This is a genomic window from Aestuariispira insulae (assembly GCF_003385955.1).
Lineage (GTDB): Bacteria > Pseudomonadota > Alphaproteobacteria > UBA8366 > Aestuariispiraceae > Aestuariispira > Aestuariispira insulae.
Genome location: NZ_QRDW01000001.1, coordinates 1,067,182 through 1,089,464, shown reverse-complemented (window position 1 = coordinate 1,089,464; position 22,283 = coordinate 1,067,182). Strand labels below are relative to the sequence as shown.

Below are 22,283 nucleotides of genomic sequence, written 5' to 3'. Positions count from 1 at the left end.
CTACCCTGGTATGCCCTCGGCGCGGGGCGGAGTGTCTCTATGAATGCTATCGGAGTCAAGCGGAAGCGGGTTTTCCGGCGTTTTCAATCATGGCGGAAAACCGGGGAAAGAAACGGCCCCGGCAGATAACTGACAGGGCCGTATGGCAAATATCCATTGTCAGGCTTTTGCAGCCTCTTCCGGTGGAACAAATATTTCCGGTGTATCCGCGCCCTCTGGCATGCTTTCGAGATAGATTGACTGGCTCGGGAAGGCAAAGCCGCTGCCGGCACCTTCGACCACTTCCTTAATGTCACAGGCCAGTCTTTCCTTGATTTCCAGCCATTCCCCCCAATTGGTGGTCTTGGTGAAGCAATAGAGCATGATGTCGATCGAGGAGGCGGCGAATTTATCGATCCGGACAAAGGAAGATACTTCCGGCGGCTGCGCAAAATCCGGATTGTCGGTGATCAGCGCGTCAATACCGTCGCGAATCTGATGCAACTGTTCCACGGTGGTGCGGTATTCAACCCCGATCATCCAATAGATTCGCCGATGGGTCATGGCAGAGAAATTGGTGACGGCATTGTCGGCCAATTTGGTGTTGGGGACAAAGACCGGCGCCTTATCGAACTGACGGATCCTGGTGGACCGGAAACCGATGCTTTCCACGGTGCCCTCAACCACGCCGTCGACCCGGACCCAATCACCGACGCCAAAGCGGTTTTCCGCAATGACCAGAATGCCGGCAATCAAATTCTTGAACAGGTCCTGCGCCCCAAGGGCGACCGCCACACCGAACAGGCCAAGACCGGCAATCAGGGCGCCGACATTGACCCCCCAGATCTCCAGGACGGTGGCACCGCCGATGATCACAACAATCACTTTCAGCGTTTTGCCAAGCCAGTCGACGAGGGCGGGGGGAAAGACCTGATCCAATTTTTCCAGCATGTAGGAAAATTCGTTACAGGCACGGAAAAGGGTCCAGAACAGCGTGAAAACGACCAGGGTGCGGATCAGATTGTTGGCGATAATCGACATATCGCCTTCCAATTGCAGATATTCGAAAGACAGAAAAAGGCCGAACACAATCGGCACGAGACGGATCGGGTTTTTCAGCGCCCGGATAATCCGGTCATCCGCTTCTGTCTTTGTCTTGGCCGTGAGCCTGGCGATTCGGTTCAGGACAAGTCGGGAGAAGATACGCCGGATGAATAGGAAAGCCAGGAAAATGCCGATGGCGGTAAAGACCCGGCCAAAATCAAATCCCATAAATCCATGTTGCCAGACATCAACGACAATGTCCCAAAATGCTATCAAATGTTCCACCGATACCCCCGGATACCCCGATTAGTCCGAATTTTCGCCATTCTTTCTGCTGCCGCCCTGTTTGGCAAGCAGGCGTACTTTTTTCATCACCGTCGGCAGGGCGAGACTGTCCAGTTTCTCTTCCGCCGCCCAGAAAAACTGGTCTTCCATCTGGTTGGGCAGGTGGCTTTCGGCCAGGGTTGCCGTTGCCACCGACAGTTCCAAGTGAAAATGGGTAAAGGTATGTTTCACATGCCCTTCAAGGAGAGTGGGTGCAAGATGGGGCAGCGGTGGCTGGGGCAGCGGCTGATCCTCTTCCTGCCAGGGACTGCCTGGAAAGCCAGTCATGCCGCCCAACAGGCCTTTTTCCGGCCGCTTCTCCAACAGGACGTGGCCATCGGCGCGCTCAATCCAAAAACAGGTCCCGCGTCTGGTGGGTTTGTTTTTTTTCGGGGCCTTGCGAGGCAGGCTTTCCGCCTCCATCCGTCCCAGGCAAAGATCCAATGCCGGGCATAGTGTACATTTCGGTGATCTGGGGGTGCAGACGGTCGCGCCCAGATCCATCAGGGATTGGGCATAATCACCGGGGCGCAATTCCGGGGTGCAGCTTTTGGCCAGCTGATAGTGCTGTTCCCGCTCTTTCGGGATTTCCGCATGACAGGCAAACAGCCTTGCCATGACCCGCTCTATGTTGCCGTCGACCACGGTTGCCGGTTCTTCAAAGGCGATGGAGGCGACGGCGGCGGCGGTATAACGCCCGATCCCTGGCAGTTTTATCAGCTCCGCTTCGGTCTCGGGAAAACGGCCACTATGCTCGTTGGCGACAGTTTGTGCGCATTTATGGAGGTTCCTGGCCCGGGCGTAATAGCCAAGTCCGGCCCAGGCGGCCAGAATATCATCCAGCGGCGCGGCGGCCATTTCGCGCACATCAGGCCAGAGGGACAGAAATTTCCGGTAATAATCCCGGACCGTGGCAACGGTTGTCTGCTGCAGCATGATCTCGCTCAGCCAGACATGGTAGGGATCGGGACGTATGCCGGGTTCCGCGCGCCAGGGCAGGCTGCGCCGGTGCTGGTCATACCAATCCAGCATGCGGGTCGCGAGATGGGATTCGATTTGCTTAATTGCCGTCATGCTGATTTACATATAGGGACTTCTATTCTTCGAAAAGAGTTCTTGTCATGGCGGCAGCCAGAAAACCCGGATCTTCGCAAAAAGGCCAGAAACAGCGCCGTGGCGGGGGCATGAAAACCATTGGTTCAATGATTCCGGGGCTGACACGCCGGGCGCTGGGCAAGCATGGGTTTGCGCATACATCCGTGATCACGGATTGGGAAAAAATTGTCGGCCAGGGGCTGGCGGATCAGTCCCAGCCGGTGCGCCTTGTCTTTCCGAAAGGGCAGCGGATGGGGGGGACGCTCTATGTCCGTGTGACCGGGCCGCTGGCCACAGAAATGCAGCATATGGAGCCGGTCGTTCTGGACCGGATCAACGGCCATTTCGGATATGGGGCGGTTTCAAAAATCAAATTGATCCAGGCACCGATTCGCAAAGACGAGGTGAAATTGCCGCCGCGGCGCCGAAATCTGCCACCGGCCTCAAAAACCGACCTCAAAGTCCTTGACGAAGAGCTTGGGGATGTGGAAGACCCTGAATTCCGTGAGATTTTGCGACGTCTGGGGGAAAGTGTCCTGCGCCGCAAAAAAGCCACAAAGGATGGTCATTAACTTCAAATGTAGTGGCAATCCTTGACTCTCTGAAAGCCTACCCAGCAAACTTTTATCCAGAACCTCAAAATGGGGACTATTATGCGACGTATCTTGTCTGTTCTGTTTTTCTGTCTGATCGGTGCCATGGCACAGGCTCAGGAAACCGAAACGCCTCTGGCGGTGCCGGGTGACCGGGTTTTGGGGGATCCCAATGCGCCGGTGACGATAATGGAATTTTCGTCGCTGACATGCCCGCATTGTGCAAGTTTCCATAAAAACACGCTGCCCCTGCTGAAAGAGAAATATATCGACACCGGCAAGGTAAAGCTTGTTTACAAGGATTATCCCATCGGTGGCAAAGCTCTGCGGGCGGCCATGTTGGCGCGCTGTGTGGCACCGAGCCGCTATTTCCAGTTCCTGGACGTCCTTTTCAAACAGCAGGAAAGCTGGGCATGGGAAGAAAATCCGGATGCTTATCTGATTAAGCTTGGAAAACTGGCCGGGGTCAGTGAAAGCAAATTTGCCGCCTGTGTGGATGACAAGGCTGTTCGCGATGGGGTGCTGAAATCCTATGTTGAAGGCAGCCGGGTTTACAAAGTGGATGCAACCCCGTCCTTCATCATCAACGGCGAAGACAAGATTTCCGGTGCCGAAGGCATTGAGGCCTTTGACGAGATCTTGGAAAAATACTTGGAAGAGTAAACCGCAACCACATATGGGACGCCCGTGCAGTTCAAAAAGCTGAAGGTTTCCGGATTTAAATCCTTTGCAGATCAGAGCGAGCTTCTGATCGATCCGGGACTCACGGGCGTCGTCGGGCCGAACGGCTGCGGCAAATCCAATGTGATTGAAAGCCTGCGTTGGGTAATGGGGGAAACCTCTGCCAAGCGCATGCGTGGCAAGGATATGGATGATGTCATCTTTGGCGGATCCTCTAACCGGCCCGCGCGCAACCTGGCCGAAGTGTCAGTGGTCCTCGACAATGGCGACCGGACTGCGCCACCCGCCTTCAATGATGCCGATGAATTGGAAATCACCCGCCGGATCGAACGGGGCCGGGGCTCGGCCTACCGGATCAACGGCCGGGATGTCAGGGCGCGCGACGTGCAATTGCTGTTTGCCGACATGGCCAGCGGCGCCAACTCAACCGCCATTGTCAGCCAGGGGCGCGTCGGGGCCCTGATTGGTGCGAAACCGGCGGAACGCCGAACCCTGTTGGAAGAGGCCGCCGGCATCCGTGGCCTGCATTCCAGGCGCCATGAGGCGGAATTGCGCCTGCGCGCCGCGGAAACCAACCTGGAGCGGCTGGAAGATGTGATCCGGGCGCTGGATACCCAGAATCAGGGCCTGCAGCGCCAGGCCAGGCAAGCCAACCGCTATCGCCGTCTCTCTGAACAGATTCGTCGATTTGATGCGATCCTGCTGCATCAGCGCTGGCAAGAGGCAAAAGAAGCGCTGGCACAGGCAGGCACTGCGCTTGGTGAAGTGGAAGGCATCGTCGAGGAGCGCACCCGGGTCGTGGCCAGTGGCTCTGCCGCTCAGGTGAAAACATCAGAAATCCTCCCTGAAATGCGCCGGGCCGAAGCGGAAGCCGCGGCGGAGTTGCAGCGGCTGATGCTGGCCGAGCGCGAGCTGACCAACGAAGAAAGCCGTATCCAGCAGGCCAAACTGGATCTGGAAAACCGGCTGCGCCAGATGGCAATGGATAGGGAACGCGAACAGGCGCTGGCCCATGATGCGGCCATTGCCCTGGAACGTCTGGTGGCGGAACGCGAGGACCTGGCGGCCAACCAGGACAGTCAGCAGGATATGGTTGAGGAATTGCGCGAGCAGATGCAAACCGCATCCGAGGAGGTGGCGACCCGGGAAGAGGAATTGAACCGGCTGACCGAAGAGGTGGCGGGCCTGGAGGCTCAGCGCACCGCCTATCAGCGCCAGGCTGAACAGGCGGTTTCGCGGATGGAGCGCCTACAGGCGCGGCTGGCGGAGCTGGCCGAAGAGAAGCAGGGGCTGGCTGCCGATATGGATGCGGTATCCGAATTGGAGATCGCCGAAGAGGCGGTGGCCGCAGCGGAAGAAGCCCTGGCCCATGTTCAGGCGCAGCTGGATGAAATGGAGGAAGCGCATAGCCAGGCGGCAGCAGCGGAAAAACAGGCGCGTATAACCTTCCAGCAGGTGGAAAATGCTTCGCGGGTCAATGCCGAGCGTCAAACCCGGGCGGCAAGGGACCAGTTCCGGGTCAATGAAGAACGTATCCGCGAGGAAATCCGGGCGGTGGAAAACCAATATTCCGCCCTGGCTGCGGAAGAAAAAGCCCTGGCAGCCTTGGTAGAAGGGGCCGACCTCACCAGCAATAGCCCGATCACGGATATTCTGGATGTGGAGCCTGGTTATGAAAAAGCGCTGGGTGTGGCGCTGGGGGATGATCTGACGGCGTCGATGGATGCGGCTGATCCCATGTATTGGACCGAACTGCCGCCGCAAAATGGGGCGATGGGGCTGCCCAAGGGGGCTGAGCCGCTGACGAAATTTGTCCATGGCCCGGCGGCGCTGAACCGGAGGCTGGCCCAGATCGGGGTGGTGGCCGGCGCGAAAGAGGCAGCAAAACTGCAGGGCGATCTGGGCCAGGGCCAGCGTTTGGTCAGCCGGGATGGCGGCCTGTGGCGCTGGGATGGGTTTGTCATTCAGGAAGGTGCGCCAACCAGTGCGGCCCAGCGACTGGAACAGCAGAACCGGCTGAGTGAGTTGAGACTGGAGCTTGGCGCGGCGGCGGAGGGCCTGGAACAGAAAAAGGCTAGTGCGGAAGAAGAGCTTGAAGGTTTGAAGGCGGAAATGGAAAACCGCCAGGAAGAGATCCGCCTGCAGGCTGAAGCCGAAGTTGAGGAGGCGCAGCAAGCATTTCAGGCTGCCGGCGAGGTTGAGGCCGCCTCCGAAGAAGGGCTGCGCGAGATCCGCCTGCGCCAGCAGGAAAGCTTTGCCAAGGTGAATGAAGCCCGTCAGGCCTATTCCGCCCTTGCCAGCCGGGCGGCGGCGGCAAAGTCCCGGGTGGTCGCGGTGGAGGAAAATACCGAGCGCACTAAGGCGGAGATCGAGGAAACCGAGGAACAGGCAGTATCCGCACGAGAAGGGCTGGAAGGGTTGGAAGATACCCAGGCGGCCTGGGACCGGTTGAATCAGCTGCGCGCCAATCTGGCAGAATTGCGTACCATCGAGGTGGAGCGGCGCAGCGCCTATGACAGGGTACACCGGGAGGCGGAAACCCGCCAGATGCGCCTGAGTGCCATTGAGGTTGAAGAGCAATCCTGGCGCGACCGGGCCGGGGGCGCGGGGAACCGCACAGAAGAACTGAGCCAGCGCATGGAAGAGGCGGCGGAGGAAAAGGAACGGCTGGAGGCGCGGCCCGAGGAAATCGCCGAACAGCGCATGGTGCTACTGGATGCGATCCAGGAAGCGGAGGTGAAGCGCAACACGGTTGCCGACAAATTGTCGGAGGCGGAACGCACCCAGATGGATGCGGACCGGGCGCTGAAAGATGCCGAGCATCTGCTGGCGGAGGCCCGGGAATTGCGCGTGCGCCGCCAGGCCGAGGTGGAACAGGCCCAGCAGGCCGCCGACAATGTGACCGAGCGGATCAAGGAAAAGCTGGGCTGTTTTCCGAAGGATGTTTTGCACGAAGGCGGCATAGAGGAAGGCGAGGAACTGCCGCCCAAGGGCGAGGTGGAAGCGAGGCTGGAACGCCTGTCCCGCGAGCGGGAGAATATGGGGGCGGTCAACCTGCGTGCCGAACAGGAAGCGGCCGAGCTGGAAGAGAAAATCACCTCGATGAATACCGAGCGGGATGACCTGATCAACGCGATCCAGCGCCTGCGCCAGGGCATTTCGGCGCTCAATCGTGAAGGGCGCGAACGCCTGTTGAAGGCGTTTGAGGAAGTGAACGAGCATTTCAAGGAATTGTTCGTGAAACTGTTCGGCGGCGGCGAGGCGGAATTGAAGCTGACCGAGGCGGAGGATCCGCTGCAGGCGGGGCTGGAGATCATGGCATCCCCGCCGGGCAAGCGCATGCAGATCATGTCGCTGCTCTCTGGCGGGGAGCAGGCGCTGACCGCGCTGTCCCTCCTCTTTGCGGTCTTTCTGACCAATCCGGCCCCGATCTGCGTGCTCGATGAGGTGGATGCGCCGCTGGATGACGCCAATGTGGATCGCTTCTGCCGCATGCTGGAAGAAATGTCCAATGCCGGCACCACAAGGTTCCTGGTGGTCACTCATCATCGCATGACCATGGCACGCGTTGACCGCCTGTTCGGTGTCACCATGGCCGAACGCGGCGTCAGCCAGCTGGTTTCGGTCGATCTCAGGCAGGCTGTGGCCTTCCGGGACGCGGGTTAACGTTTTATTGTCCGGCAAGCGGAGTTCCGTTGCCCTGGATCCCGGGCAGTAAGCAACGTTGCCGGAAATAAAAATCAATGGATGGGTTCAGTCGCCGTCACGGCTCCAAACAATCCATACGCTCTTTGGCCAGCTTGCCGAACCCTTTTAGGTCGAAGGTGAAGTCATGGGGTTGGTCCTTGTCATCGACCACCTGGACCTTGGCAAAGCTGCCTTCCATGAATTCCTCCACCAATGAATGATGGATGGCATCGACCCAGCCGCGAAAAGCGAGGGAAACCAGGCCTGTCTGCTGGTCGATGAATTCCGGTGCGACCCCGAAGCGCTCGTTGTAAATCTCGGTGTGGCGGACATAAAAAGTGCCGCGTTTGGGATCGTTTTCCACCAGGAAATAATGCCAATAAACATCGTTGTCATCGATCTGGTAGAAAAATTTGAAGGGTAGGGAAAGCTCGGCCAGCGGTTCCAGGTTGTTGAAGATGATTCGCGGCACCGAATTGGTCGGATTGCACTGGAAATGCAGCTGCGCGCGCTTGTCTTCCGAGAGGATCGCAACCCCGCTATATTCTTTCTTGGTGCGCGGATCGGTCCCCTGGGACAGGAACAGCTTGGCCTGGGCCAGGCCCGGTGCCTGCAGGAAAACGGCGGCGGCAAGGCCGAGAAACACGCGTCTAATATTTGCTGTGCTCATGATATTTGAACTGGAAATTCAACATTTTATCATGACCTGGACCTCATTGCCCCGGCCTTTATATTCCACACTATCAAATGCGATGAGGGTTGCAATGGAAATGCCGCGCCCATGAGGTTTTAATGACGGGTTCATGACGGAATCCATATAGATCCGCCAATCAAAGCCTTTGCCCTGATCCCGGATTTCAACAATGATCCGGTCGTTCCGGCGCTCAAATTCCACCTGGACATATTTTTCGCGGTTTTCAGCCAGACCCAGCCTGCGCTTTATTTCCTGCTCCCAGGTCGCTTCCCGCACCAGCTGGGCTTTCTCAGCATGGCTGATGCCCAGATTGCCATGTTCGATCGCATTGATCATCAATTCCCGGAGCCCGAGACCTGCCATGACCGGATCGGGACAAACATTGGCGATCGCCGAGGCAACATTTTCGGCCTCGGAGAGGGTCTGAACCTTGAATTCCGCCTGATCCTGTTCGTTCAGCCGGTCGGTCGGATTTTCGATCAGTTTGCCGACCCGCTCCAACCCTTCCGTCACATCCTGTTCCAGATCGAAATCCAGGAAGTTTTCACCGTCGGGGGTTTGCAGCATCCTGAATATCTGGGTCAGTTCCGCGCCGGTGCGCCGTTTGGGCAGGGGGGCCAGAGAGAATACCTCGCTCAAGGCGCGCAGCAGGCTTTTGTCGTCATCGATGAAGGCGCGCCCGGTAAAAAAAGGCGGCAGGTTATTGGGGGGGTAGGCGGGCGCGCATTGATGCCCCTCCAGATAGATGAAATCCGCTTTTAGATTTTGTCGTTCCCATAGCCTGGTCAGGCGGGCGAGGCAATCTGGCTCTTTATTGACCAGAAATCCGTTGGCCAGCACGGCATCCGGATTGCATTTTTCGATGAAGGTCGGCAGTTCACCCGGCACAAAGACGGGAATCACAAAATAGCCCCACTCCGTGATCAGCTTGTTCAACCGCTCACGTGCCGCTGTATCTTCCAAAACCAACAGGATCGTCCTGAGCATCTACCGGACCGTCTTTTTCTTCCCTGACAGGCGGGCGCACCCGCCCATAACATCTTCCAGCATAGAGGATATTTGCTACCAAAAATTTAATGCCGGACAATCGGACGAACCGGGACTTTGGACCCTCCGGCACGGCTTCGGCAGCAGAGTGAAATTGGCAGTGTGAGTCAGCTTGACTTGCGGCAAGCGCCTCTTTAATGTGCGCGGCGAATTTCAGCGCTTTTACGGCGCGGCAGGCAGGAGTGCACGGGGAACCATGACCGAGGGCGGAAAAAAGCCCTCCTTGGACGAGTTGGACGCAAAAATCAGGGCGGCAAAAGATCATGCCGGGCTGAGCCAGCGTCAAAAACTCGGCAAGGATCGCGGAAACGGTGACCAGGCCCGGGGGCTTTCATTTGCCATCCGTCTTGGGACGGAACTTGTCGCGGCTTTGATGATCGGTGTTGGAATAGGGTATTTCCTGGATCGCTGGCTGGAGACCGGCCCGTGGTTCATGATCGCCTTTTTCTTCCTGGGGGCGGCCTCAGGTATCATGAATGTCTATCGCGCGGCCCTTGGCTACGATAGCGCAGTCGGATATCACCCGGCCGACGGGGAAGAAGGCGACAAAGACGAGAGCGATCCCAACCGGCGTTAAGCTGGTCGGGGTCTTATCTGTGAACTATTACTTGAGGTGGGGTTTAGCGTGGCTGGTCCATTAGCTCAGTTTGAAATTAAAGCAATCGGTGGTGAAGCAGGTGTTTCGCTGGCCGAGCAATCTCCCTACGTTTTCACCAACTCCGCGCTTTGGATGGTGATCACGGTTGCAGCCATCACCATTTTCATGGTGTTGGGCATGCGCAAACGGGAAATGGTGCCCGGCGCCTGGCAGTCCATGGCCGAAGCCTCTTACGAATTCATCAGCGGCATGATCCGGGATAATGCAGGCGACGAAGGCCGCCGCTTCTTCCCGTTCATCTTCTCGCTCTTCATGTTTGTTCTGTTCGGCAACCTGATGGGTCTGCTGCCCTACAGCTTCACCTTCACCAGCCACATCATTGTGACGGCTGTGATGGCGGTGTTTGTGTTTGTGGGCGTGACCCTGGTCGGCATCGCCAAGCACGGGCTGCATTTCTTCAGCTTCTTCGTGCCCTCCGGCGTTCCGGCCTTCATGATCCCGATCATGGTGCCGATCGAAATCATCTCTTACCTCTCCCGCCCTGTCTCCATGTCCATTCGTCTGTTTGCGAACATGATGGCAGGCCACACCATGATGAAGGTGTTTGCCGGGTTTATCGTTCCGCTGGGCTTCTTCGGTGTTGCCCCGCTGATCATGGATGTTGCGCTGACAGGGTTTGAAGTCCTGGTAGCCTTCCTGCAGGCCTATGTATTTACCGTACTGACGTGCCTGTATCTCAATGATGCACTGCATCTCCACTAAGTAACGTAATCCGTTATTAAAAAGTTCAACCTGACCGGTGGGCCATAAACCATCCCCCGCCGGTCAAACAGATCTGAAAAGGATAGTAAAATGGAACTCGAAGCTGCAAAGCTGATTGGTGCTGGTCTCGCTGTTATCGGTCTTTCCGGTGTTGGTATCGGTATCGGTAACATCTTCTCCTCCATGATTGCGGCCATCGCCCGCAACCCGGCTTCTGAAAAGTCCGTCTTCCCGAAAGCCATGCTCGGCTTCGCACTGGTGGAAGCAGTTGCTCTCTACGCCCTGCTGATCGCTTTCCTGGTTCTGTACGGATAAGAATGATTTTCCGGGGCGCGGTCTCTTACGGGACCGCTTCCCGAATCGTTTTTACGACTATTTGATCTAGGGAGCCGGCAAATGGCTAAGACACGAAAAGGTATGATGATTGCGGCAGCCGCTGCAGCCATGATGCCCGGCGTCGCCCTCGCAGAGGGTGGTCTGCCGCAGCTGAATCCTGTCAGCTACCCGACCCAGGTCTTCTGGCTTGTCGTCACTTTTGCCGTCCTGTTCCTGCTGATGTGGAAAGTGGCTCTGCCGCGGGTGAGCGAAACGCTCTCCAACCGTCAGCAGAAGCTGTCCGGAGACCTGCAGAAAGCTGCTGATCTCAAGGAAGAGGCCGAAAAGGCCCAGGCCGATCTGGAAGAAGCACTGGCATCCGCCCGTGCCGAAGCCCAGGCCGTCCTGCGCAAGGCTTCCGAAGAGATTGCCGCTGAACAGGCCAAACGTCTGGAAGCTTTTGATGCCGACATGGCTGTCAAAGCGGAAGAGGCGGAGAAACGTATCTCTGCCGCCCGTGAGGCCGCTTTGAAAAGCGTCAAGGATGTAGCTGGCGAAGTGGCTCTGGCCGCTGTGGAAAAACTGTCCGGCGATGCTGCCGATCAGGCCGCGGTGACCAAGGCGCTTGACGCGGCTTCCAAGGCTAACGGTTAAGGGGAGGCATGATATGGACGCTTTGATTCACGATACCTCCTTCTGGACCGCGCTGGCTTTTGTCCTCTTTGTCCTGTTGGTTGTCTGGAAATTCCGGAGTGCGGTTGCCTCTGCGGTAAACGCCCGTCCGGAAGCCATTCGCCAGGAACTGGAAAACGCGGAAAACCTGCGTGACCAGGCCCAGGCGGCTTTGGCCGAAATCCAGCGTCAGCAGCGCGATGCCACGGCTCAGGCCAAGGACATTGTTGCCAACGCGAAAGCCGAAGTGGCACATCTGAAGGCTGAAGCCCAGGCGAAGCTGGAAGAAAATATTAAGCGGCGTGAAGCCCAGGCGACTGACAAAATCGCCCAGGCGGAAGCCCACGCAATCCAGGAAGTGCGCAACCTCGCCGTTGATCTGGCGATGGCGGCCACGACCCAGGTCCTGACCGATAAACTGTCCGGCCGTGACGGTGATAAGGTTGTGGATGCCGCGATTGCGGATCTGTCTGGCAAGCTTCACTAAGAAGCGCTGTCAAACAGCCGAAGATTTGAAAAGGACCGGTTCGCCGGTCCTTTTCTTTTTGTCTGCCTGTCAGGCATTTGCCACTCTCGGTGATTGTTCCGGGCTCTCTTTGGCACTAGATTACGGGACGGAACGGTAACGCTGGGAGATATGTATGCCTTATGTGATTCGGGATGGGTCCAATGAGATCATCGGCCTGTCAGTGGAACCGGTCGGTGCCAAGCCTGAACTTCTGCCCGATGATCACCCGGATGTCGTCGCCTTTCGGCGGAATGCACGTCATTCGAAGTCGGCTCAAGAAGAGCTGCTCGAGAGTGATTTGGCCATGGCGAGGATCATCGAGGATTTGATCGACGTGCTGATTTCGAAGAATATCATCAATTTCACCGATCTGCCGTTGCCGGCACAACGTAAGTTGACCGGCCGACAAAAGCTGCGTTCCAACCTCTCCACGCTGTCCAACCTGGTGGCCGACCAGGATGATTTGCTCTAGGCGGAAGGATCATCATGCGTCAGGCGCAAACCACCATCTCCCTCCAGACCGACGGACAGAGGCTTTATGAAATGACCCGCCAGGTTCAGTCCTGGATACGTGGAACCGGCATTGAACAGGGGCTGCTGACGGTTTTTTGCCGACATACCAGCTGTTCCTTGACCATCCAGGAAAATGCCGATCCGGATGTGCAGCGGGATCTTTCGGAATTCTTCAAACGCTTGGTGCCGGAAGGCATGGAATGGCTGCGTCATACCATGGAAGGTCCCGATGACATGCCGGCCCATATAAAAGCCGCTCTGACAGATGTTAGCCTGTCGGTGCCGGTTGACCGGGGCCAGGCGCTGTTGGGAACCTGGCAGGGCATTTATCTGTTCGAGCATCGCCATCGGCGCCATGACCGCCAGGTGGTGCTGCATCTGATGGGCGAAGATTGAGACAATGAAAGATCATCCAGGAAGGGGCATATCATGAGGGTGTTTGGAAATATTCTATTGCTGTTGTTGGTGGGCGGTGCGTCGGCGCTGGCGGATCCTGTCTCCCATTCCGCGCGCTACCGGATGGTGGCAGAACAGATCAATATTCCCGGTGTCAGCCAGGTGGAGGGCGAGTTGATCTCCCGCCTGGAAAAGGGGTGCAACAGCTGGACCCAGTTTGTGCGTGTGGATATTTTGATGGCGGGGCAGGGCATGCCGGAAATCCATACCCAGAATATCTCTGTCTTTCAGGAAGACCTGGCCGGCCGGCGCATGCAGTTTCGCACCCAGCAGATCCTGAATGGCCAGGTGACCGAGGAAGTGGCCGGTACAGCGGTCACCGGTGAGATTGATCTGACGGCACCGGAACAGAAAAAGATCAAGATCGCCAAGGACGTGATTTTTCCCGTGACCGCGATGCGCCGGGTTCTGGACGGCTTGGACGCAGGTGAAAAATTCCTATCCCATAAAATCTATGATGGTGATGGTGAGGAACCTTATCTGGTGACCGAGATGGTGATGAAGGAATTGCCGGAACCGGGGTCCTATCCGGCTGGTGACACTGGTCTTGCGGAAGGCAGGCCAAAGAGAATGCTCAGCAGCTATTTCAAACTGGATGGCCAGGACCAGGAACCCTTCATGGGAATTGAATATGATCTTTTGTCCAACGGCGTGACGACCCGGGTCCAGTTTGATTCGCCGGAAATGAAACTGGTCGGTACGCTGACCCATGTGGAAGAGATCGCCAAACCGGATTGCAACGGTACCTGAGGCAGGGTGATTGCAAATCACCCGGCAGCGCTTATAACTAAATTCCTCGCACTGATTTTCAACAAATGAGACTGATGATGAACTGCTTCCTGGATAAAGCCGACGATAAGACCGTTACCCTGATTCCTGTGGATAGCGAGGGGCTTTCGGATTGGCTCGAGGGAGATGGGTCTGCGCATCAGAATTGGGTCAAGGCACAGGATTTCAAGGCGGCATCCGGCACGGTTTTGCTGTTACCCGGCAGCGACGGGATTGAGGCGGCGCTGGTCGGCACGGACCGGGATGAATTGCTCTGGTCCTGGGGCGGGGCGGCGATGAAACTGCCGGCCGGCAGCTATCGGATTGCTGGCGATTTGGATCCGGAAGAGGCGCATCAGGCTGCATTGGGTTGGGCCATGGGCGCATACCGTTTTATCCGCTACAAGAAAGAGCAGGACGAAACTGATGTAAGGGCTCTGATCTGGCCGGAAAAGGCCGATCAAGGCACGGTTCAGGCAATGGCGGAGGGAATTTACCTGACCCGTGACCTGACGACCACACCGGCCAGCGATATGGGGCCGGAGGAGCTGGCTTCCGCCGCACAGGCGCTGGCACAGAATTTCAATGCCTCTGTCAAAGTGACCGTGGGCGAGGATCTGTTGAAAGACAATTTCCCACTGATCCATGCGGTGGGCCGTGCCAGTGACCGGGCTCCGCGCCTGATAGACCTGGTCTGGGGCCGTGAGGATGCGCCGAAGGTGACCCTGGTCGGCAAAGGGGTCTGCTTTGATACGGGCGGGTTGGATCTGAAACCCTCTAATAACATGCTGATGATGAAAAAGGACATGGGCGGTGCTGCCCAGGTGCTGGGTCTGGCGAGCATGATCATGGGCACAGGGCTGGATGTGCGCCTGCGTGTCTTGGTGCCTGCGGTGGAAAACTCGGTTGCAGGCAATGCCTTCCGGCCGATGGATATCATCAAGGCGCGCAACGGCATGACCGTTGAGATCGGTAATACCGATGCCGAGGGGCGCCTGGTGCTGGCCGATGCGCTGGACCTGGCGGGTGAGGAAAAACCGGAAGTGATTTTTGATTTCGCGACCCTGACCGGGGCATCGCGCGTGGCCCTTGGGACCGATGTTCCATCCTTCTTCACCGATGATGATGAGTTGGCCGATGGTCTGTTTGATTTTTCCACCATCGATTCGGACCTGGTCTGGCGGATGCCGTTGCACAAGCCTTACAGGTCGATGCTGGACAGTAAAATCGCTGATATTTCAAACTGTTCCACATCCGGTTATGGGGGGGCGATCACCGCTGCCCTGTTCCTGAAAGAGTTCCTCCCCAAGGGGCAGAGCTGGTGTCATTTGGATGTAATGGCCTGGAACACGGCGACCAAGAATGGTCGACCGGAAGGCGGTGAAGCCCAGGGAATCCGCGCTGTTTACAGCTATTTGCGCAGTCGGTTCGGCAAAGCGTCTTGAAAGCCCAAAGGATAGTCTTTAAGTTTTTCTGGGTTTCATAACGCAATCGATATGACTGTAAAATTATCTCAAAATCAGGCTCTTACTATCTGGCAAGAGGCCATCACTGAAAGTGTCCGGGGCGATGCACCGGACCTGTCGGCGCGCCAGATGGCTGTTCTGACCACAGTCTATCTCACCCAGCCGCCGCACACGGTGCGCGGTCTGGCGGATCAGCTGAAAGTGTCCAAGCCTGCGATCACGCGGGCATTGGACCGTCTGTCCGAGCTTGGCATGATCCGGCGCAAGCCGGATGAAAAAGACCGGCGTTCGGTCAATGTCCAGCGCACGGTCAAAGGCTCGGTTTATCTCTCCGAATTTGCAGAATTGATTATCCAGGCCGGTGCCAAGGCGGAATAGGCCGCGTTAAACGGCGACTGTACCGCTTCCATCGGCCTCCAGGTCAAAGGCGGCAGCCATCAGGGCCTTGGTGTATTCCTGGGCGGGGGATTCGAATATTTCCTGGGCGCTGCCCTGTTCCACGACTTCACCATGTTGCATAACAATAACCTGGTCGGACATGGCGCGGACCACCTTCAGGTCATGGCTGATGAACAGATAGGCCAGCTTGTGTTTCTTTTGAAGGTCCCGCAGCAGATCAACAATCTCGACCTGAACCGACATATCCAGCGCGGAGGTGGGTTCATCCAGCACGATGAAGCGCGGTTTTAAAATCAAGGCCCGGGCAATGGCAATGCGCTGGCGCTGGCCGCCGGAAAATTCATGAGGGTAGCGGAACCGGCATTCCGGATCCAATTGAACCTCTTGCAGGGCTTCGACCACCCGAGCATCCCGGGCACCGGCATCCAGCGCGCTTTCATGGACACGCAGACCCTCGCCGATAATCTCCCCCACCGGCATGCGCGGGCTCAGGCTGCCAAACGGGTCCTGAAACACCACCTGCATCTCATTACGTAGGGGCCGGAGGCTTCGTTCATTCATCGCGTCAATGGCCTGTCCCTGGAACAGGATCGGCCCGTTTGATGGCAGCAACCGCAGCAATGCCATGCCCAACGTGGTCTTGCCGGACCCGGATTCACCCACCACACCGACAGTCTGGCCCTCGCGGATTTCCAGTGTGATGCCGTTGACGGCCTTGATATGATCCACTGTGCGCCGGAAAACGCCGCGCTTGATCGGGAACCATACCTTGATATCGCGTCCTTCCATAACCACCGGAGATCCGGCCGGTGCCGGCTCTTTCAGACCTTTGGGTTCGGCGGCCAGAAGGCGTCGGGTATAGTCATGGGTGGGGTTGGCAAATAGGGCGGCGGTTTCATCCGCTTCAACAATGCGACCCTGTTGCATAACGCAAACCCGGTCGGCCATTTTCCGAACGATGCCAAGGTCATGGGTGATAAACAAAATCGCCATGCCGAACTTTTCCTGCAATTCTTTCAGCAATTTTAGAATCTGCGCCTGGATCGTGACATCCAGCGCGGTTGTCGGCTCGTCCGCGATCAAAAGGTCTGGTTCATTTGCCAGGGCCATGGCAATCATCACCCGCTGGCGCTGGCCGCCGGATAATTCATGGGGATAGGCGTTCAGGCGCTTCTCCGGCGCGCGGATGCCGACCAGGCGGAGCAGTTCCAGCACCCGCGGGCGGGCCTGGGACACCGTCATACCCTTATGGATGATCAGGGCTTCCCGAACCTGTTTTTCAATGCTGTGGAGCGGGTTGAGTGAGGTCATCGGCTCTTGGAAGATCATGGCGGCCTTGTTGCCGCGCATACCGCGTAATTTGCGCTCAGGCGCGCCGATCATTTCCTCGCCTTGATACCGGATCGAGCTGCTTTGGGGATGCATGGCCGTGGGGTAGGGCAGAAGTTGCAGGATCGAAAGTGCGGTCACGGATTTGCCCGATCCGGACTCTCCCACAAGGGCCAGTGTCTCCCCCTTCCTGATGGAAAAGCTGACATTATCGACCGCGCGGTTGATACCGGCAGGACTGCGGAAATCGACAGAGAGGTTTTGAACGTCAAGCAGAGTGTCGGACATGGATCATCCCTCCATCACGGATTTGCGGGGATCGAACGCATCGCGGACGCCTTCGCCAATAAAAACCAGCAGTGACAGCATGATTGCCACCGTAAAGAATGCAGTGAAAGTGAGCCAGGGCGCGAACAGGTTGGAACGCCCCTGTTGCAACATTTCACCAAGCGAGGGAGAGCCCGGCGGCAGGCCGAAGCCCAGGAAATCCAAGGAGGTTAGCGCGACCAGAGAGCCTGAGGCAATGAAAGGCAGATAGGTGACGGTCGCGACCATTGCATTGGGTAGGATATGGCGGAACATCAAAACCTGATTGCGCACGCCCAGCGCGCGGGCCGCGCGGACATATTCCAGATTTCTGGCCCGCAGGGTCTCTGCCCGGACCACTCCGGTCAGCGCGGTCCAGCTAAACAGCAACAGCAGGCCAAGCAGCCACCAGAAAGTTGGTGTGATCATGCTGGCGAGGATCATCAGAATGAACAATTGCGGCAGACTGCCCCAGACTTCGATGAAACGCTGGCCCAGAAGGTCCGTGTAGCCGCCGAAATATCCCTGGATCAAACCGGCCGCGATCCCGACAACGGAGCTGAGCAGGGTCAGGATCAGGCCGAACAGCACGGAAATCCGAAATCCATAAATTAGGCGGGCGACAACATCACGGGCCTGATCATCGGTTCCAAGCCAGTTTTTCAGGGTCGGTGGGGAAGGCGATGGGGTTTCAAGTCCGACGACATAGCTGTCATAACGATGGGGGATGATTGGCCGGATCATCCAGCCATCCTGTTGAATCAGATCAATCAGGTAGGGGTCGTTGTAATCGGCCTCCGTTTCAAACGCGCCTCCATAGGCGGTTTCCGGATAGGCTTTAACGGCAGGAAAAAACAGCTGATCATTGTGATAGACAACCAAAGGGCGGTCATTGGCAATGAAATCTGCAAACAGGCTGATGAAAAACAGGGCCAGGAAAATCCAGAGGGACCAATAAGCTCTTTTGTTGGCCTTGAAACGCTGGACCCGGCGCCAGGTCACCGGCGAAACGGAAAGACCCAGGACCCTGTGCCGGAGGGGCTTCGTGATTGTCGCCATCATCGGTCTCCCTGCGCTTCGAAATCGATGCGGGGATCGATCAGCATATACATCACATCGTTGACGATTCCCATGACCAGCCCCAGCAGGGTGAAGAAATAGAGGCTGGCAAACATGACCGGATAATCCCGGTTGATGACGGCTTCCCAACCCAGGCGCCCCAGCCCGTCGAGCGAAAAGATAATCTCGATCAGCAAGGCACCGGTGAAGAGAATGCCGATAAATGCCGCCGGGAAACCGGCAATGACGATCAGCATACCGTTGCGGAACACATGGCCGTATAAAACTCTTCTTTCGGTCAAGCCCTTCGCCCTGGCGGTCACGACATATTGCATATTGATCTGATCCAGGAAGGAATTTTTTGTCAGCATGGTTAGACCGGCGAAACCGCCAATCACCATGGCGGTGATCGGTAACGCCAGATGCCAGAAATAATCAACGATCCTCTCCGGCCAGCTCATCATGTCCCAGTTGTCGGATACCAGGTCCCGCAAGGGGAACCAGTCCAGATAGCGGCCGCCTGCAAATAGGACGATCAACAGTACGGCAAACAGAAAGGATGGGATTGCCGCACCGATGATGACGATGCCGCTGGTCCAGACATCGAACGGGGTGCCGTCGCGCACCGCCTTGGCAATGCCCAGCGGGATCGAGACCAGATAGGTAATCAGCATGGTCCAAAGACCAAGCGAGATTGAGACGGGCATTTTTTCCAGGACCAGATCGACCACTTTGCGATCCTGGTAATAGCTCTCGCCGAAATTGAAAGTGAGATAATCCCGCAGCATCATCCAGAAGCGTTCATGGGCGGGTTTGTCAAAACCGAAACGTTTTTCAATCTCGGCAATGATTTCCGGATCCAGTCCCCGTGACCCGCGATAACTGCTTTCGCTGTCGCTGCCTCTGGCAACGGGAAGAGTTCCCTGTTCCGCTTGCTGCACACCGCCGCCGAGGCGTGCGGTCGCAGAGGTTGAGAGCCCTTCAATCTCGGCGATTGCCTGTTCGACCGGGCCGCCAGGGGCAAATTGGACAATGGCGAAATTGATCAGGACGATCAAAAAGAGCGTGGGAACAATAAGGAAAAGACGGCGGATGATATAGGCAGACATGGTCACCCTCCTGCCGTGTCGGTTGCTGACAGCCCGTTTTGGCGGGCCAAGTCCGGATCATACCACCAGGTGGTTAGATCATACCCCATCGTGGGCGCAGTTTCCGGATAACGGTATTTATTCCAAAAGGCGTGGCGGTCAAAATCGCCATAATAGGTTGGAATAAGAAGATAATGCCATTGCAGAACCCGGTCGAGTGCTCGGGTCCTCGCTTCCAGTTCCTGCCGGTCAGGGGCATTGACGACCAATTCAATCAACTCGTCGACAATGGGATCCTTGAGCCCCATGTAATTCCGGGTCCCCGGCTGGTCTGCGGCCGCGCTGCCCCAATAGAAGCGCTGTTCATTGCCGGGGGACTGCGCCTGGGCCCATCCCAGGTAAATGACGTCATAATCATAATTACGGACCCTTTGGCCGTACTGTGCGGAATCAACGATTTTGAGCTCCACGGCAATGCCGAGCCGCTTCAGACTGCGCCGTATGGTCAGCATGACCGCTTCAAGGGTCTTGCCGGACATCATAATGTCAAATTTAAATGGTTTTCCCGTTTCACCGTGAACCAGCATCAATGTATCGGGATCAATGACCCACCCCGCTTCTTTCAGCAACCGGGCCGCCTCTAGAAGATTTCGCCGCTGATCGCCAGGCTTGTCGGTGGAGGGGGGGGAATATTCCCGGGTGAAAAGCTCGGGGGGCAGGCGGTCACGATATTGATTGAGGATTTCCAGTTCCCGACCCGTCGGGATACCTGTGGCGGCGAGGTCCCCTTTACCGAAAAAGCTTCTCAAACGGCTGTATTGTCCGAAGAAAATATTCTCGTTGGCCCAGGTGAAATCAAAAACATACGACAGGGCCTGTCGAACCTTTCGATCCTGGAAAAGATCTTTCCTCTGATTGAAGATCAGGCCCAGCATGACCTGGGTTGTGATGTCGTCAGTCCGTAACTTGATCAGGCGGCCTTCTTTGACAGCCGGAATCTCATATTCGCGGGCCCAGTTCTTGGATGTATTCTCCCAGCGGTAATCCAGCTCGCCAGCCTTCAGGGCTTCCAGGGCGATATTGTGCTCCTGGTAATAGTCATATTGCAGGCGGTCAAAATTATAGCGGCCCTTATGGACGGGAATGTCACGGCCCCAATAGGTCTCCACGCGCTTGTAGCTGATGCTTCGGTTGACCTCGAATTTCTCAATCTTGTAGGGGCCGCTTCCCAAGGGGGGAGTGAGCGTTGTTTTGGTGATGTCCCTGTCTTCGCTGGTCCAGTAATGTTTGGGCAAAATGGTCAGATCACCAAGGATCAGGGGCAGTTCTTTATTGGTGTTTGTCTTGAAGAGGAAACGGACGGTCCGTTCATCGAGCTTTTCCAGTCGGTCGACATCCGCATAATACTGCCTCTCCTGAGGGGAGCCGTGCTCAAGAATGGTTTCAAATGACCAGATCACGTCATCGGCGGTGATGGGCTGGCCGTCATGCCACCTGGCTGTTTCGCGAAGCCTGAAAGCCACCCAGGATCTGTCGGCGGGGAGATAGATCAGTTCCGCCAGTTCCCCATACATGGTGAAAGGTTCATCACCTGATTTTGTCATCAGGCCGCTATAGATCAAAGAGAGGCCGACCGCCGTATGGCCTTTGGGAATGATAGGGTTAAAACTGTCGAAGCCGTCGCTGATCGTTGCCTGTTTCATGCTGCCGCCCTTGGGCGCATCCGGGTTCACATAGTCGAAATGGGTAAAGCCAGGTGGATATTTCGGAATGCCATGCATCGCGATGGCATGGCGGCCGGGAACGCCGTCTATCATGTCGGCTGCGAGAGCGAACGGTGCCAGCATGAATAGGATGCTGGACGTCAGGAAAGTTGCGAAGGCCCGCATTTCACCCCTGTCATATAGGCTGTTTTGTTCATTCTGGACTGGATCGCCAGTATGGCCCGGTTTTTCTAAAAAAAGCGTTAAATATAAGACCTTAGCCTGCTATTCTTGTCAAATTTTATATGAGGCCGTTTAACAAGAGAACGATTTTTTAACATAAGGGTTCTATCATGGCCCGCATGGCAGAAAACTGGAAAAAAATTCTGGCGGGCATGCTGTTCATCTTCGCGGGGCACTCTGCTTCGGCGGAACCTGTCATTGTCGAATTTGTGGCCGAGGAAAACTATCGCCCCTATTCCTATCTGGAAGGTGGATTGCCCAAAGGCATTTATGTCAGAATCCTGACCGCAGCCTTTGCCAAGATGACGGATTTCGACGTCTCCTTTCGCATGTTGCCGTGGAAACGGGCCATTGCGCTGATTGAATCGGGAGATGCCTTGGCGATCATCCCGCCCTATTACAAGCCGGAAGAACGGCCCTTCATGAAACCCTATTCCGAGCCGATCCTGCTGGAAAAGGTGGCGGTTTTCTGCAGGGCATCGCACTTGCAACAGGATAAATCGGCCTGGCCGGATGACTATTTCGGGCTTCGCATTGCCAATAACCGCGGGTATCTCTCGCCGGGACCGGTATTTTTCGATGCGGTCGAACAGGGAAATATAGAGCTGAATGAGGTGACCAGTGCGGTGCACGGTTTGAAAATGCTGATCCAGGGGCGGGTGGATTGTTACATCAATGATGCTCAGGCGATCCGATGGGAGCTGGCCCGTCTACAAAGCCGAGGAGAATATGACCCGGTCCAAGTCAGGATCATCCAGGGGGCCATAGCATCCGGAGAATGGGGGTATGTGGGATTCACAGATCGAGACAATGGCAGGTTTGCATACAAGGATGCCCTGGTCCGTCAATTGAATGAGGTTTTGCGCCAAATGAAGGCAGATGGTCAGATTGACCGGATCGTAGAGCGCTTTTTCCTGAACCCGGCCGGTTAGGGAAGGCCAAATTGGCCCTCCC

Annotated in this window: 22 protein-coding genes; 14 read left to right on the top strand and 8 right to left on the bottom strand. The window is 56.6% G+C overall.

The genetic code is table 11. From position 1 onward, the window contains the following. Positions 1-159: 159 nt before the first annotated feature. Both DFP90_RS05370 and mutY read right to left on the bottom strand, forming a co-directional pair. Complete coding sequence (locus DFP90_RS05370) at positions 160-1,308, bottom strand: mechanosensitive ion channel family protein (protein ID WP_218044573.1); 1,149 nt, start codon at positions 1,306-1,308, stop codon at positions 160-162. 21 nt (positions 1,309-1,329) lie between these two features. Continuing rightward, entirely contained in the window at positions 1,330-2,421 is a 1,092-nt protein-coding gene (gene mutY, locus DFP90_RS05365) for an A/G-specific adenine glycosylase (protein WP_115935342.1), read from the bottom strand. 47 nt (positions 2,422-2,468) lie between these two features. Between mutY and DFP90_RS05360 the strand changes: the two genes are divergently transcribed. The 3 genes from DFP90_RS05360 to DFP90_RS05350 all read left to right on the top strand — a co-directional run bounded on the left by DFP90_RS05360 (position 2,469) and on the right by DFP90_RS05350 (position 7,382). Further along, the gene (locus DFP90_RS05360; protein WP_115935341.1) at positions 2,469-3,014 is read left to right on the top strand and encodes a DUF721 domain-containing protein; all 546 of its coding nucleotides are present in this window, start codon (positions 2,469-2,471) and stop codon (positions 3,012-3,014) included. Positions 3,015-3,095: 81 nt separating this feature from the next. Then, the gene (locus DFP90_RS05355) at positions 3,096-3,698 is read left to right on the top strand and encodes a DsbA family protein (RefSeq protein WP_181905198.1); all 603 of its coding nucleotides are present in this window, start codon (positions 3,096-3,098) and stop codon (positions 3,696-3,698) included. A 24-nt stretch (positions 3,699-3,722) separates the two neighbouring features. Next, positions 3,723-7,382 carry an AAA family ATPase gene (locus tag DFP90_RS05350; RefSeq protein ID WP_115935339.1) on the top strand — a complete coding sequence of 1,220 codons (3,660 nt, stop codon included), beginning with the start codon at positions 3,723-3,725 and terminating at the stop codon, positions 7,380-7,382. 97 nt (positions 7,383-7,479) lie between these two features. Here DFP90_RS05350 and DFP90_RS05345 read toward each other — a convergent pair whose 3' ends face one another. Together DFP90_RS05345 and DFP90_RS05340 are read right to left on the bottom strand one after the other, a co-directional pair. Then, a complete protein-coding gene (locus DFP90_RS05345) occupies positions 7,480-8,073 on the bottom strand; it encodes a hypothetical protein (protein WP_147300938.1) in 594 nt (197 codons plus the stop codon). Positions 8,074-8,091: 18 nt separating this feature from the next. Then, positions 8,092-9,084 carry an ATP-binding protein gene (locus DFP90_RS05340; RefSeq protein ID WP_115935337.1) on the bottom strand — a complete coding sequence of 331 codons (993 nt, stop codon included), beginning with the start codon at positions 9,082-9,084 and terminating at the stop codon, positions 8,092-8,094. A gap of 256 nt (positions 9,085-9,340) precedes the next feature. On the opposite strand from DFP90_RS05340, the gene DFP90_RS05335 reads away from it, so the two are divergent. The 10 genes from DFP90_RS05335 to DFP90_RS05290 all read left to right on the top strand — a co-directional run bounded on the left by DFP90_RS05335 (position 9,341) and on the right by DFP90_RS05290 (position 15,580). Then, positions 9,341-9,721, top strand: a complete 381-nt coding sequence (locus tag DFP90_RS05335; RefSeq protein WP_115935336.1) for an AtpZ/AtpI family protein — start codon at positions 9,341-9,343, stop codon at positions 9,719-9,721. Between the two features lie 48 nt (positions 9,722-9,769). Continuing rightward, complete coding sequence (locus DFP90_RS05330) at positions 9,770-10,504, top strand: F0F1 ATP synthase subunit A (protein WP_115935335.1); 735 nt, start codon at positions 9,770-9,772, stop codon at positions 10,502-10,504. Between the two features lie 90 nt (positions 10,505-10,594). After that, positions 10,595-10,819 (top strand): ATP synthase subunit C family protein, encoded by a 225-nt coding sequence (locus DFP90_RS05325; protein ID WP_115935334.1) that lies wholly within the window; start codon positions 10,595-10,597, stop codon positions 10,817-10,819. A gap of 81 nt (positions 10,820-10,900) precedes the next feature. Further along, positions 10,901-11,473, top strand: a complete 573-nt coding sequence (locus tag DFP90_RS05320; RefSeq protein WP_115935333.1) for a F0F1 ATP synthase subunit B family protein — start codon at positions 10,901-10,903, stop codon at positions 11,471-11,473. Between the two features lie 13 nt (positions 11,474-11,486). Then, on the top strand, positions 11,487-11,978 hold the full coding sequence (locus DFP90_RS05315) for a F0F1 ATP synthase subunit B family protein (protein WP_115935332.1): 492 nt from the start codon (positions 11,487-11,489) through the stop codon (positions 11,976-11,978). A 154-nt stretch (positions 11,979-12,132) separates the two neighbouring features. Then, positions 12,133-12,471: a hypothetical protein gene (locus DFP90_RS05310; protein ID WP_115935331.1), complete on the top strand. Its 339-nt coding sequence runs from the start codon at positions 12,133-12,135 to the stop codon at positions 12,469-12,471. Positions 12,472-12,485: 14 nt separating this feature from the next. Then, the gene (locus DFP90_RS05305; protein WP_115935330.1) at positions 12,486-12,908 is read left to right on the top strand and encodes a secondary thiamine-phosphate synthase enzyme YjbQ; all 423 of its coding nucleotides are present in this window, start codon (positions 12,486-12,488) and stop codon (positions 12,906-12,908) included. 33 nt (positions 12,909-12,941) lie between these two features. Beyond that, positions 12,942-13,718, top strand: a complete 777-nt coding sequence (locus tag DFP90_RS05300; RefSeq protein WP_115935329.1) for an EipB family protein — start codon at positions 12,942-12,944, stop codon at positions 13,716-13,718. A 65-nt stretch (positions 13,719-13,783) separates the two neighbouring features. Next, positions 13,784-15,181 (top strand): leucyl aminopeptidase family protein, encoded by a 1,398-nt coding sequence (locus tag DFP90_RS05295; protein ID WP_342767792.1) that lies wholly within the window; start codon positions 13,784-13,786, stop codon positions 15,179-15,181. Between the two features lie 51 nt (positions 15,182-15,232). Continuing rightward, a complete protein-coding gene (locus DFP90_RS05290) occupies positions 15,233-15,580 on the top strand; it encodes a MarR family transcriptional regulator (RefSeq protein WP_115935327.1) in 348 nt (115 codons plus the stop codon). Positions 15,581-15,586: 6 nt separating this feature from the next. Here DFP90_RS05290 and DFP90_RS05285 read toward each other — a convergent pair whose 3' ends face one another. From DFP90_RS05285 to DFP90_RS05270, 4 genes are read right to left on the bottom strand one after another with little or no spacing between them, the layout of a single operon-like run. Next, on the bottom strand, positions 15,587-17,218 hold the full coding sequence (locus DFP90_RS05285; RefSeq protein ID WP_115935326.1) for an ABC transporter ATP-binding protein: 1,632 nt from the start codon (positions 17,216-17,218) through the stop codon (positions 15,587-15,589). Between the two features lie 3 nt (positions 17,219-17,221). Then, positions 17,222-18,298 carry an ABC transporter permease gene (locus DFP90_RS05280; protein WP_181905197.1) on the bottom strand — a complete coding sequence of 359 codons (1,077 nt, stop codon included), beginning with the start codon at positions 18,296-18,298 and terminating at the stop codon, positions 17,222-17,224. Further along, the gene (locus tag DFP90_RS05275) at positions 18,295-19,404 is read right to left on the bottom strand and encodes a microcin C ABC transporter permease YejB (RefSeq protein WP_115935324.1); all 1,110 of its coding nucleotides are present in this window, start codon (positions 19,402-19,404) and stop codon (positions 18,295-18,297) included. The genes DFP90_RS05280 and DFP90_RS05275 overlap by 4 nt, the downstream gene beginning before the upstream one ends. Before the next feature lie 2 nt (positions 19,405-19,406). Further along, positions 19,407-21,272, bottom strand: a complete 1,866-nt coding sequence (locus DFP90_RS05270; RefSeq protein ID WP_115935323.1) for an extracellular solute-binding protein — start codon at positions 21,270-21,272, stop codon at positions 19,407-19,409. 167 nt (positions 21,273-21,439) lie between these two features. Here DFP90_RS05270 and DFP90_RS05265 point away from each other — a divergent pair, with 167 nt between their 5' ends. Beyond that, the gene (locus DFP90_RS05265; RefSeq protein ID WP_115935322.1) at positions 21,440-22,261 is read left to right on the top strand and encodes a substrate-binding periplasmic protein; all 822 of its coding nucleotides are present in this window, start codon (positions 21,440-21,442) and stop codon (positions 22,259-22,261) included. Positions 22,262-22,283 lie beyond the last annotated feature (22 nt).